The organism is Methylocystis sp. H4A (assembly GCF_015709545.1).
Classification (GTDB): domain Bacteria; phylum Pseudomonadota; class Alphaproteobacteria; order Rhizobiales; family Beijerinckiaceae; genus Methylocystis; species Methylocystis silviterrae.
Window position 1 is genome coordinate 18,814 of the sequence record NZ_JADNQY010000009.1, and the last position, 12,373, is coordinate 31,186.

At 57.0% G+C, this 12,373-nt stretch carries 11 protein-coding genes and 2 pseudogenes; 9 read left to right on the plus strand and 4 right to left on the minus strand.

Translation table 11 applies throughout. The features are described 5' to 3' along the window. The first annotated feature begins 53 nt into the window (after positions 1-53). Positions 54-248 (plus strand): hypothetical protein, encoded by a 195-nt coding sequence (locus IYW40_RS00705; RefSeq protein ID WP_175095906.1) that lies wholly within the window; start codon positions 54-56, stop codon positions 246-248. A gap of 148 nt (positions 249-396) precedes the next feature. Here IYW40_RS00705 and IYW40_RS00710 read toward each other — a convergent pair whose 3' ends face one another. Beyond that, positions 397-765, minus strand: coding sequence for a CsbD family protein (locus tag IYW40_RS00710; RefSeq protein ID WP_175095905.1), 369 nt, complete (start codon positions 763-765; stop codon positions 397-399). A 100-nt stretch (positions 766-865) separates the two neighbouring features. Between IYW40_RS00710 and IYW40_RS00715 the strand changes: the two genes are divergently transcribed. Then, positions 866-1,375, plus strand: a complete 510-nt coding sequence (locus IYW40_RS00715; protein WP_196399019.1) for a hypothetical protein — start codon at positions 866-868, stop codon at positions 1,373-1,375. A 752-nt stretch (positions 1,376-2,127) separates the two neighbouring features. On the opposite strand, the gene IYW40_RS00720 is transcribed toward IYW40_RS00715, so the two are convergent. Beyond that, positions 2,128-2,487 (minus strand): hypothetical protein, encoded by a 360-nt coding sequence (locus IYW40_RS00720; protein ID WP_175095903.1) that lies wholly within the window; start codon positions 2,485-2,487, stop codon positions 2,128-2,130. A gap of 848 nt (positions 2,488-3,335) precedes the next feature. Between IYW40_RS00720 and IYW40_RS00725 the strand changes: the two genes are divergently transcribed. Next, entirely contained in the window at positions 3,336-5,105 is a 1,770-nt protein-coding gene (locus tag IYW40_RS00725) for a cation:proton antiporter (RefSeq protein WP_175095902.1), read from the plus strand. A gap of 202 nt (positions 5,106-5,307) precedes the next feature. On the opposite strand, the gene IYW40_RS00730 is transcribed toward IYW40_RS00725, so the two are convergent. Beyond that, complete coding sequence (locus IYW40_RS00730) at positions 5,308-6,435, minus strand: PAS domain S-box protein (protein WP_175095901.1); 1,128 nt, start codon at positions 6,433-6,435, stop codon at positions 5,308-5,310. Between the two features lie 971 nt (positions 6,436-7,406). Between IYW40_RS00730 and IYW40_RS00735 the strand changes: the two genes are divergently transcribed. The 4 genes and pseudogenes from IYW40_RS00735 to IYW40_RS00750 all read left to right on the plus strand — a co-directional run bounded on the left by IYW40_RS00735 (position 7,407) and on the right by IYW40_RS00750 (position 11,483). After that, entirely contained in the window at positions 7,407-7,931 is a 525-nt protein-coding gene (locus tag IYW40_RS00735; RefSeq protein ID WP_175095900.1) for a hypothetical protein, read from the plus strand. 176 nt (positions 7,932-8,107) lie between these two features. Beyond that, positions 8,108-9,300 (plus strand): annotated as a pseudogene (locus IYW40_RS00740) (NAD-dependent formate dehydrogenase). Between the two features lie 313 nt (positions 9,301-9,613). Beyond that, positions 9,614-9,910, plus strand: a complete 297-nt coding sequence (locus IYW40_RS00745; protein ID WP_175095452.1) for a hypothetical protein — start codon at positions 9,614-9,616, stop codon at positions 9,908-9,910. A gap of 544 nt (positions 9,911-10,454) precedes the next feature. Continuing rightward, positions 10,455-11,483, plus strand: coding sequence for a class I fructose-bisphosphate aldolase (locus IYW40_RS00750; protein WP_196399020.1), 1,029 nt, complete (start codon positions 10,455-10,457; stop codon positions 11,481-11,483). 126 nt (positions 11,484-11,609) lie between these two features. Here IYW40_RS00750 and IYW40_RS00755 read toward each other — a convergent pair. After that, positions 11,610-11,825, minus strand: a pseudogene (locus IYW40_RS00755) (transposase domain-containing protein); the annotation flags it as partial. Between IYW40_RS00755 and IYW40_RS00760 the strand changes: the two are divergent. Continuing rightward, a complete protein-coding gene (locus IYW40_RS00760; protein WP_175095918.1) occupies positions 11,743-11,988 on the plus strand; it encodes a hypothetical protein in 246 nt (81 codons plus the stop codon). The pseudogene IYW40_RS00755 and the gene IYW40_RS00760 sit on opposite strands and share 83 nt — an antisense overlap. A 165-nt stretch (positions 11,989-12,153) precedes the next feature. Continuing rightward, positions 12,154-12,333 (plus strand): hypothetical protein, encoded by a 180-nt coding sequence (locus IYW40_RS00765; RefSeq protein WP_175095919.1) that lies wholly within the window; start codon positions 12,154-12,156, stop codon positions 12,331-12,333. Positions 12,334-12,373 lie beyond the last annotated feature (40 nt).

Genomic DNA, 12,373 nt, shown 5'->3' on the forward strand with positions numbered 1-12,373 from the left:
CACCTATGAAACTCAAATTCTCCGGCGGGTGAGGGGTATTTCTATCGACGCTCATGAACGCATTAACGCCGACAAAGCTCGTCGAATGTCCCTTTGAAGTCCGCGTCGACGAGGTCTTACACGACCGGTTCTATGATGTCCGCGACGCTGTCGCGGTCGCCAAGCAGGTCAAAGCGACGAAACGAGCGGCCGACGTCGTGGTCATAGACACACGGACCAAGAAATTGGTGATCAAGGTTGATGGCTGAGCGAATTTTCCCGTTGTGCGGCTGCGATGCGTGAAAAAGCCCAGTCGGCGACGACCGGGCTATGAAGAACCAAGGATTTGCCGGCCCATGTGGCGCCTGCGGATACGGGTCAGATAGACGCCGATGCCGGGAATGCAAGCTGACCGTGCTATTCTTTTTCATCGGCGTTTTTTGCTTCGCCTATAAACTTCTGCAAATCGCCTATGACTTGCTGCACGATTCCGGCCACAGCAAGCTCCGGAGAGCGCGTAGAGAGAGCTATGGCTAGCTTCGTCTTGCCCATTGCCTCATTTGCGTAGCCTCGCAATTGGTCCACTGAGCTGCACTGAGTAAGACAATCGAGGGCAACCGACACAGCGTCCTTCACTTGGTCAATTGCGTGCTGGATATTCTGCTGAACTTCAAGGCTTTCGGCCTCAAGCGGCGCTTTCGTCGAATCGGCCAGCGTGTCGATTCCCCGCTTGATCTCTCTGATCGATTGGCCAACGAGATCTTTCGTTGTCTCTGCATTTGACATCAGACTTATCCTCGTAGGGATGCTATTAGTTTTTTGGGGACGACGACCGCTCATCGCAAGCGGCTCGGCGTCGTGACATACACGTCCCGACAAGGATGGTTTGCTGCATCCGACTAAGCCGCCTGTAAATCCCCACAATGGTCGAGGCGCGTCGCATTCCCGCCCCGAGGATTGGAGCAGTTATGCGCAGGCCGCAGCGGCCGTTCGCCGATATCGGCTGGCCGGCGTCGGCTTTGTGCTTTCCGAAGATGATGGCTACACCGGCGTCGATCTCGACAAATGCCGTGACGTTAAGACCGGCCAGATCGAGCCGTGGGCGCAGGAGATTGTCAATCTCGCAGAGAACTATTCAGAGGTAAGCCCATCCGGCACCGGAATCTGCATGATTGCGCGCGGGAAGATCGAAAGCACGATCAAAAGCGATCCTGCGCACGTCGAGCTTTATCGCTCGCAGCGCTATCTCACGATCACCGGCGATCACGGTGTAGATTTGTCAACGTTTCCAGATCGAACTCCTGGGAACAAGTTGTTCAACAATCCCGGCGAGACCTCGAAGCTCTTAGGTGCATCGCGGCGCTTATGCGCTGGTGTGCCGAGCGCTCGATTCTGAGCGCGGGCACACGCTCGATGCGCCCAAGTGCGATCTGCGCGGCGAGCGCATTCCGACCTTCGCCGACGCAATCATAGAGTTAGCTGCACGGGCGCCGTGTCGCTCGTCGCCTCGTTCGCATCACCTAGGCGAAGCAGAGGGTGGACGCAGTTTCATTTACGTCGCCGCGCGTCGTCGATGATACCTTTCTGAGCCGGGTGCGCGAGAGAGCGAGTGTTACCTACGGACATGTTTCATTGCGCCGAGATCTAAGCCGGCGCCAAGGTTCATATTGCGTTGACTGTTTTGAGAACGTGTTGAATATGGCATCGAGACCGACGTGAAATGCCTTGCGCCAATCCGTGGATCGGATGCGCGCCGATAAACACTGCCGATCATGGCGGCCGATACCGGACTGAAAGCGTCTCAGCCAAGGCCGCCCCGCTGGTCAAAGGTAGCACTCAAAACAATCTGTACGTGGACGGTTTCGAAGGCGCGTATCAGCGCTCTGTAGGTCGGCAGTTCTCGCAGATGCTGTCGAAACCGCGTGGTTCATTTAACGACTCAACATTCCGTCTCACGGGCAGCGGCTCGTCATCGCTCAACATCGGCAGAGCCTTCGTGTTGAACGTCATCGGCCGCTCTCTACGGTGAAAGAAAGCCGGGGATGTAGCATCGTGAAACCGATTTATCACGAAATGCCGCGGACTGGCAGACCAACGCCGAGCGCGAACTCCCGAAAGAAATGGCGGCAAACGTCGGCGTCGCATCCATCAGGTTTTTTGGACGCCAGAGGTTGCTTGCTCAATCCACGCTTCAAGCTCTGCAAGTTTGGACTGCCATTTGGAATTGCCGCTCCAGGCCTTTTGCCACATAAGCAAATGACTTTCGGCTAAGCAAGCTCCAACCCATTCAGGTATTGCGTTTGCGGTATGACCAAGCTCTTGGCGCCGCAGTGCCGCTTCGAACGCCGTCGCCGAAATCGTCTCTTTCGAGTCGCACGATTCGCTTTTAGATGTGAGATCGCGAAATTCCCGAAGTGCAATCTGCTGTGAAGAGGGAGGAAGGTTTGCAAACGCGATCTTCGTCGCACGCAACTCGTTCATTAAGATAAAATCTTCGACGAATCCCATGTTGCACCTCTCACAACCTTCCTATCCACATGGACAGCCATTACTTCCCGCCCGAGGCGGGAATAACCCAGCCCCCGGAAGCGGCAGGCCTGTCTCGCCAAAGAGTGAAGCAAACTCTCGATACCGGGAGAAGATCAAACGCGACAAGTATCGCAAGTATGTATCCTACAGGGTTGGCAATGCAGGCTTTGCTCGCGTTCAGCGACGCCGGCAAGTTGACGAGCAGGCCCCTGAACGGCTACGGAAGTTCCAAAACACGTAACGATCATATGCAGGCGCTCGCTGCCGCGCGAGCCCGGAAGAAATATGCTCGCGCAAATTGAATTGGAGTGCGCGACTCGCGCGCCAGGCATTAGAAGCCTCGCTTGACGCATTCGATGAAAACCCGAATGTGCCTGCATTCCAGCTCGGCGAACGCAGACTTCGATCCTGCCGGCAAAGGCGGCCATTTTTTCGTTCAGCGCAGGTCGAGACGCAACGTCAGCGTTTGTGGCATATTAGAACGACGGTGATGGGCAGCGCCATAAAAATGCGAATGCCTAGGACTACGCTGAGATGCTGAGCATGACGCAGGCGCGTTCGCAGAAACGCGTGCGGTTCTGACCGATCGTTTTGCCTTGGAGCCGTGCCAGCATGGCCCGTCCTTGGAGCTTAACGATGGAGACTCCTGCGAGCAGCGGGTTGCCGGCCCCCTGGGGTCGAAAGTCGAAGGCTCGGTCATCGCCAATATTCTAGCGCTCGCAACTCTGGCCGCGCGCACTGAGATTGCCGATCGTTGAAGGCCCAATTGCGGTGTATGAAGCTTAAGGAGATTCGTAATCCTTCACCGTGCAACTCTGGGAGGTAATTTGGCTGCGACAATCAACATACCGGTCTATAGCGATGCTCTCGTCGTTCTAGGGACTGCCGGCGTCGTCGTTCCCTTGGTGCGCTATCTCGGGTTGAACCCGGTACTGGGTTATTTGGGAGCGGGCGCGCTCCTTGGTCCGCTCGGGCTGGGTTCATTCATCGACAAGCTGCCGTTTCTCTACTGGTTCACCGTCGTCGATGCAAAAAATGTTAGCGGCATCGCCGAACTTGGCGTCGTTTTTCTTTTGTTTCTTATCGGATTGGAGCTTTCCTACGATCGGTTGCTTTCAATGCGGCGACTCGTTTTCGGGCTTGGCGGATCGCAGGTCGTTATCACGTCGTGCTTGCTTTCCGTCATCATCGCCTGGACTGGACAGGCGCCATCGGTCGCCATCATCGTTGGAACCTGCCTCGCGCTATCCTCGACCGCGATCGTTCTTGAAATTCTTGCAGCACACGGCGAGCTGCCCACAGGGGCAGGCAGAGCAAGCTTTTCTATCCTGCTGGCGCAGGACCTGGCCGTGATTCCGATACTTATATTCGTTTCGATCCTCGGCTCGAACACTGAAGGTTCGCTTGCGGCGAACATTGGCATAACACTGGCCCATGCGGCGATGGCCATTGCGCTCATCGTTCTGGTTGGAAGAGTAGTGCTGCGACCTCTTTTCCGTCTTGTTGGATCCATCGAATCTCTTGAACTACTGACGGCGGCGGTTCTGTTCGTCATCATCGGCACGGGCGTGCTGGCCGCCGTCGAGGGCCTGTCCATGGCGCTTGGAGCATTCGTCGCGGGGCTCCTTCTGGCCGAGACCGAATATCGCAAGGCGGTCGAGGCCATCGTCGAGCCGTTCAAGGGCCTATTGCTTGGTATCTTCTTTTTTACGGTGGGGATGACCATTGATGTGCGGGAGATTGCACGCGATCCGCTCACCATCTTGGCAATCGTATGCAGCCTCATCGCCTTCAAGGCGGCGATCATCATTGGACTGTCGAAGGCATTCGGCCAATCGTGGCGCGTTGCTATCGAAACTGGATTCCTACTTGGCCCCGGCGGGGAATTTGCTTTTGTCGCTTTGGGGCTGGCGAAAAGCCTCGGGCTTATAACCCCTGCACTGTCATCGTTCGTTCTAGCTGTCACATCGCTTTCGATGATTCTCATTCCGGCGTTGTCCGCTGCCGCGCGACACATCAATTCTCGAATGGAACCGCTAAAGAAGATTGACCCGGCGCTCAACGTGGCGCCGCGCGAACAGTATAAGCATGCAATCGTCGTCGGTCATGGGCGCGTCGGCAAGGTCGTCACGTCCTTCCTGAAGGAACATAACATTCCCTATATCGCCACGGATAGAGATGCAGCCTCGGTGGCAGGAGACCGAACGAACGGGCATGAAGTGTACTTCGGAGACGCGACACATGCGGCATTTATGAAAGCATGCGGGATTATGGAAGCCGCGGCTGTCATTGTGACCATCGGTTCGGAATCGAGCGTAGACGCGATCGTTCTTGGCGTCCGAAAACTCAGGCCTGACGTCCTGATCGTCGCGCGCGCAAGAGATACCGAACATGCACGGCACCTCTATGCAATTGGAGTGACTGATGCCGTGCCCGAGACGGTCGAGGCCAGTCTTCAAATCTCGGAGGCTGCACTTGTAGGTTTAGGTATTCCAGTAGGATACGTTATCGCCTCCGTCCACGAAAAACGCGATCAGTTTCGCGCCGAACTACGCGACGCGGCAAAAGAGGATGTTCGGGAAGTGAGCCAAGAGTAACATCAGCGGGTGCGCAAGGCAAAAAAGAACGTCACCAATAGAATAACAAAATTGCTATGCTCGCCCAATCACGGCGCTGTCATAGAGGGCGTGCGCCACTCACGCGCTTCGTCCTCGTCTCTGTTGTGTTGCCTCGCCGACCCATTTATGCGGCCTCAATCAAACGCTGGTGCTGCCCTTTCGGTCGCTTTCGAGACAGGAGTTAGGTTTCCGCGAGCTTTTGATGTTGTTCCGCCAACGGCAATTCGAAGCTAAAGATCGTGCCGCCGCCAGGATTGGGCTCGACCCACAACCGTCCATGATGCGCGTTGATAATCGAGCGCGAGATAGACAAGCCAACGCCCAGCCCGTGCGGTTTCGTGGTCGTAAACTGTTCGAACAATTTGGCTTTGATCGCTTCCGAAATGCCTGGACCAGTATCAGCGACATCGACCCGAATCTCATTACCGTCGATCAGGCGCGTCGACACAACTAATTCGCGACTCTCGCAATTTTCCATCGCTTCGATGGCATTGCGCTTCAGATTGACGACGACCTGCTGGATTTGAACCCTGTTGATGAGCACCAGGTCATTTTGCGCATCCAGATTGACAGCTGTCGCGACGCCGCATTCTTTGGCGATGGAGTCGGTGAATTCACATGCGGTTCGGACGACTTCGTTTAAATGGTGGAGAGTCTTGATCGATTCGCCCCGCGCGATAAATTGGCGCAGACTGTCCACTATTTCTGAAACACGGAATACCTGCTTGGAGGCATTGTCCAAGACCTGCTCTATTTCTGTTAAATCCCCTTTCTTAAGGAGCCTGCTCGCAATATGGAGATAGGCGTTGATCCCAGAGAGGGGCTGTTTGAGTTCGTGGGCGAGTCCGACTGTCATATTCTCGATAATATCGAGACGGTCCGCGTGCAGATCATGCATTCGAGCTTCAAATCTGCGCCGCTCGCTTAAATCATGTATGAAGCCGACAAAGTAGCGTTCGCCCTCGGCTTCGACTGCGGCGACGCCAAGCTCCATCGGAAAGACCGACCCGTCCAGACGCTGTCCCTCGACCTGCCGGCCAATTCCGATAATCTTGGCTTCGCCGGTGCGGAGGTAATGGCTCAGGTAGTCATTATGCCGACTGCGATATGGCTCGGGCATCAGTATGCGAACGTTTTGCCCGATTACTTCGTCGGGCGTGTATCCAAACAATGCGACCGCAGCAGGATTAAATGACAGGATTGTTCCAGTCTTATCAATCGTGATGATGCCGTCCAAGGCGTTGTCCACGAGCGCGGCTAACAAAGGCTCGCGTACGTGAGCCTGAGACAACCTAGGGCTCGAGCGCATCAAACTGTATCGCTTTGGGATGAGGCCGCTCTTCTCGCGGCGGATTGGGGCAGTCTGTCCCTTTGATCTTTTACCACAGCGAAAATAGTGCGTCCAATTCCCGAGCTGTTCGTGCGCGAGAGTGATCAAGACAGCGCAGCTGCCTGCTGCTCGCCCCGCATTCCGGGGAAGCGACCAACGGGATGGTTTCATTTGCGGGTGCGATCACGCGTTGCACTGCCAATGTGCGACATGAGGCGTCATTCCCCTAATCGATGCGCCGCCTGGTGCGCCGAAAGGAGGCTTTGGAAGAATCTTGTCAACGAAGTGCGTCGGCGCGATTTGCGAGAAGCGGAGACGGTCTGTCGCGAGTGCCGCGCTTGCTGCTTCCGAATAATCGCCTTCTGGCATGGGAATGCCGTCAACGGGCCGTTCGATAATTGCAAGGCCTGTTACCGCCGCGCTGGCGTCGGCCGCGTCCCGAGCCATACAAACGCGGAAACCCCATGCGAAACCAAGCGGTGCTTGACTGCCTCAATTTCCTCATTCCCGACGTGCAAGGACGCGTTGGTCCGTTTCTCGCAATTTTCCTTTGGTCTAGCCAAGGATGGGGCCCCACGCATGTCGGCATTGTCATGACGATCGCGGGAATCGCAACCGTCGCAGCCCGCACACCAGCTGGAGCGCTCGTCGACTGGACCGTTTGGAAGCGCGCTCTGATTGGTGCCACCGCCAGCATCGTCGTCCTCGGGGGATATGCCTCATTCTTTTCCCCCTGTTCCGGCCAGCGGCGGCCGCGCAAACCCTGATTGGCGCCTGCGATGCGGTGTGTTCCCCCGGTGATCGCGGCAAGAAGCTTAGGCATCGTCCGCAGACAGGCGTTCACAAGACGGGTCGGCCGCAACGAAGCCTTCAACCATACAAGGGAAGCCTTCAACCATACAAGGAACGTATTCACAGCGATCATAGCGGAAGTCGCCGGCTAGCCGATCATGCCGGCCACCGTGCTGGGGCTCGTCGCGTTGCTTGGCGCCGCCAGCGCACTCGCGGTACTCGCCATCAATGCGAGGGAGATTGATCGTTCGTTGGCGCGTGGCTTGGACCACAACGATCGCGGCCACGAGTATCGAAAACGCCCGAGCGCATTGAGCGTGATTTTCGATTGCAAACCGCTGCTGACTTTTACGGCGGCGATCACCTTGTTCCATTTCGCCGATGCCGCCGAGCTACCGCTCGTTGGCGAGCGCCTGAGCCAAGGCCAAAAAGACTCAGGATCCCTATTCCATAACGGCCTGCATCATTGTGGCGCAGGCCGTTATGATACCGATGGCGATGCCGGTTGGAGACAAGAGCGACCTTGGGGCCGCAAGCTACTCTTTCTTCTCGGGCTCGTTATAGTGCAGGCAGGGCAATGCCGGGCGGATGGGGCGACTGCCGCTCTCGATCGCATTGCAGCTGGCAGATATCTCGGCTGTCGTCGCTCGCTGGATATCGTCTTCGGTGAAATCGACAGATAACCCTGAACGCATCGCCGATGAAACGATCTGCGCTATCTACTTCGACAACTATGATGAGGCTGGTGAGGCGGCGCGAGCGCGTATCCATGAGCGAGGCCAGTTCGCGCTTGGCGCTGCTGATGGGTAGAGCCACGAAAGCATAACGCCCTGCATCCCAGCGAGAGAGGGAGCGGAACATGGCCAAGATCGTATGCGTGCTGTACGACGATCCGGTTGACGGTTATCCGAAAGCCTATGCGCGCGATGACGTGGCTCAGCCCAAATGCTATCCCGACGGACAAACGCTGCCCTCCCCAAAGGCAATCGATTTCAAGCCGGGTACGCTCCTTGGCAGCGTTTCCGGCGAACTAGGACTACGCAAATTCCTAGAGTCGAACGGTCATCGCCTAGTAGTGACATCCAGCAAGGACGGCGCGGACAGCGTACTCGACCAAGAGCTTCCTGACGCCGACATTGTTATTTCGCAGCCTTTTTGGCCGGGTTATATGACCCGCGAGCGGATTGCGAAGGCGCCCAAGCTCAGGCTCATCGTGACCGCGGGCATTGGATCCGATCACACCGATCTGCAAGCAGCGATCGATCGCAATATCACCGTCGCGGAAGTCACATACTGCAATAGCATCAGCGTATCCGAGCATGTGGTGATGATGATCCTCGCGCTGGTTCGCAATTACATCCCTTCGTACCAATGGGTCGTGACAGGCGGCTGGAACATAGCAGATTGCGTAGCGCGTTCTTACGATCTTGAAGCCATGCAGGTCGGCACTGTCGCCGCCGGTCGCATCGGCTCGGCAGTACTGCGGCGGTTGAAGCCATTCGATGTCGGCCTTCATTATTTCGACCGCCATCGTCTTTCGAACGAGACCTGAATGTGACGTATCACCCCAGCGTGGAAAGCATGGTCGAGGTTTGTGACGTCGTCACTATAAATTGCCCGTTGCACCCGGAGACCGAACATTTGTTCAATGACGCATTAATTGCCAAAATGAAGCGCGGCTCATACATCGTTAACACCGCGCGCGGCAAGATCTGCGATCGCGGCGCTATTGTGCGTGCCCTCGAAAGCGGCCAATTGGCCGGCTATGCGGGCGATGTCTGGTTTCCTCAACCAGCACCGGTCGACCATCCATGGAGAAGTATGCCGCACCATGGCATGACGCCGCATATTTCTGGCACCAGTCTGACGGCGCAGACGCGTTATGCAGCTGGCGTGCGGGAGATTCTCGAATGCTGGTTCGACAATCGCCCGATCCGCGATGAATACCTAATCGTTAGCGCAGGGAAGCTCGCCGGCGCCGGGGCGCATTCATATAGCGCAGGCGACGCAACCAGCGGATCGGAAGAAGCCGTCCGCTTCAAGAAAGGCTGACGTTGCCCGCTTCCCGATGCGTTGGAGCTGGTCCTAGACCCGATCATGGACGACTGAAGCATTGCTTTGGTGTCGAGCTCGGGAGCCCAAACAGTTACTTCATTCGAGCGCTATCATTTGCCGAGGGCTTTTCGGACCTTCTCTCGCCAAACCTCGAAGCCACGAAGCAAAAGCGACCTCTAAAATACAATCGACAGGCGATGCGACAGAACGCGTCGGCTCTTGTGTGGGAGTTTGAGTGGGCGCACGATCCATTGCCCGGGACGCCTCTGAACGATGGCGGCGGACTTTATGCCAACGCCAGGAGGCAACCATGAATACTGCGAATCTTCAGCTTGAGGGCCTTTACGTCGTCATTTCCGCCCTGCTTGTCGCTTTGCGCGAAAAGGGAGTTTTCGAGGAAGCTGAAATCGATCGGCTGTTGGCGGAAGCAGAATCTGCTCTGGTGGCGGATTCTAATCGGCCCGCCGAACTGCGGGGCGCGAATGTGGATGCGATCTGCTTCCCGGTGCGCTTTCTGAGACAGGCGTTACAAGCGTCATCCGAGGGCCGTAGCCAATCCTTTGCGCACCTCGCTTCACGGGTGGGACAAGTGAAACGAGAGCGCTGAGTGTTGAATAGGATGTGTTTCGTGTGGGGACGCCCCCGTCGAATGCAAGGATTTTCTTTTGGGCGCGAGCATGGGGTCGGGCGCTTTCGTGTGTCCGGCCTCATAATGCTGCGGGCCCATATGGCAAGTACGCAGATCGGATCCAAATCGGCTTGGCGCGCTCGTGGCGCTCTGAAACTTCTGGTTTTTCCGACCCCGTCTTATTGACTGTACAAGTGGGCGCTTGATCTGACTGACGGCATGAGCTGCCGTTGGTGGTTCAAGCGACGGCGCCAAAGTCAGCGCATCAATGAAGATCTGCATTGGCGTTCTTTCCGAGACACCATTTTCCTTGATGCGGGCGGAGTTCATTGAACTGTCAGTCTCGGCAAGAAGCGCGGCGGCGGCCGGCGTCGGGTGGGAGCGCATCATTCATGTCAGCGTCTGTTCAATTCGTAGCTTCAACAAAGGCACATACGCTTCGGCATAGCGGAATAGGAAAGCGCCCAAGGATGCATCTCTAACGTAGTTGTCATCGACCGGGCTGGCTCGGAGGAGAAGGATTATGAACAAGGACGTGCTCGTTCGAACCGCGAGAGCCATGGTCGCACCAGGGAAAGGCATTCTCGCCGCCGACGAGAGCGCCGGAACGATCGCGAAAAGGTTCGCGGCAATCGGCGTCGACTCTACCCAGGCGACGCGGCGCGATTACCGCAAACTCCTGTTCCGCGCCGAAGAGGCAATTAATCGATATATTTCTGGCGTCATCCTCTTCGATGAGACCATTAGACAGACCGCCAGCGACGGGACGCCACTCGTCAAATACATCGAGGCGGCCGGCGCCATTCCAGGCATCAAGGTCGATTTGGGGGCAAAGTCGCTTGCCAATTTTCCCGGCGAAATGATTACTGAAGGTCTCGACGGTCTGCTCGAACGGCTGAACGATTATCGCCGCCTAGGGGCGCGCTTCGCAAAATGGCGCGCCGTTATCAGCGTCGATTCCGATAGGGGTATTCCAACGGATTTCGCGATCGAGACGAATGCGCAAGCGCTCGCCCGCTACGCGGCGCTTTGCCAAAATGCCGATCTAGTGCCCATCGTCGAGCCCGAGGTCTTAATGGATGGCGAGCATGATCTCGAGCGATGCGGCGAAGTGACCGAATGTGTATTGAAGACCGTCTTCATGCGGCTTTACGAAGCGCGGATCTTCCTCGAAGGAATGCTGCTGAAGCCCAATATGGTCGTCGCCGGAAAAAAACATCCGAAGCGAGCGTCGCCCGAAGAAGTCGCGCTTTCGACAATCCGGGTGTTGAAAAATTGCGTTCCAGCGGCGGTTCCAGGTGTCGCCTTCCTGTCGGGCGGCCAATCCGACATTGAGGCGACCGCAAATCTCGACGCCATCAATCGCCTTGGCGGGCCATGGGCGCTGACTTTCAGTTACGGCCGAGCCTTGCAGACGGCGGCGTTGAATACCTGGTCCGGAATGCCGAGCAATGTTCTCGACGCCCAGGCGTCTTTCACTCACCGAGCTCATATGAACGCGCTTGCCGCCCAGGGACAATGGACGGAAATGGAAGAACGCGTCGCGCCATGATTGGTTGTGTTCCCGCTGGAAATACCTTCACATTGGACGCGCTCGGCGGCGGCATAGCCGGCGGCGCGGCGGAACGACGCTCGCGAAGTAGGCGGCGACGTCTTCGATTTGCAGTAAGCGCTGTTTTCAGGGCCACGTCCCTGAGCGCGGCGGGACGGCGCGTAGGCCCCGCGGAATAAGTTCGTCGAGCTTGCTTGCGAGATGACCCTCGATGATCTTCGTGAGGACGTCGGCCATGTAGGCCTGCGGATCCGCGCCATTGAGCTTGCAGGTTTCGATGAGCGAGTCGACGACCGCCCAGTTCTCGGCCCCGCCGTCCGAGCCGGCGAAGAGTACGTTTTTATCGGTTGAGCGCCATCACCCGTTCATTCTGCCCATGTCGGTCAGGAATTGGAAGTCCACTACCGATGGCATCCATATTGCGGCAGCAAGGTTCTGGTTCGTCGGGTTGAGCAGCGTGCAACTGGCTCATTCCTTCAAGTACAAGGGCCGACCGGCGTCGTGATTTCTATTGCCGGCTGGATGCTTGATCCCGTGGTTTGCGCCGGCATGGTGATCGGCGTGCCGCGCGTTGACGTGGCCGCGCTCGTTGAGCTGCAACGCCAGTTGAAAGGCGCGGTCAAGGCCGCAGACTCCCGGAGCGATGTCGCAATCGTTCCGGAGGAAAACAATGCAGTCTCTCGAGACGCCGTCGGCGGCGACGGGCCGACAGATGAGTTTGTCGTTCGAAGACAACAAGTTGGATGGCCTGCAGTCCCCCGAGCGGGACAAAATCGTCACGACACTCGCTCAAATCCTCATGCAGGCCGCGGGCCTCAGCGTCGAGGAGCTTGAAGATGACGAGCGGTGAGCTGATTCCGGCGGCCGTCCTCAAGAGAAAGGCCGTCGTG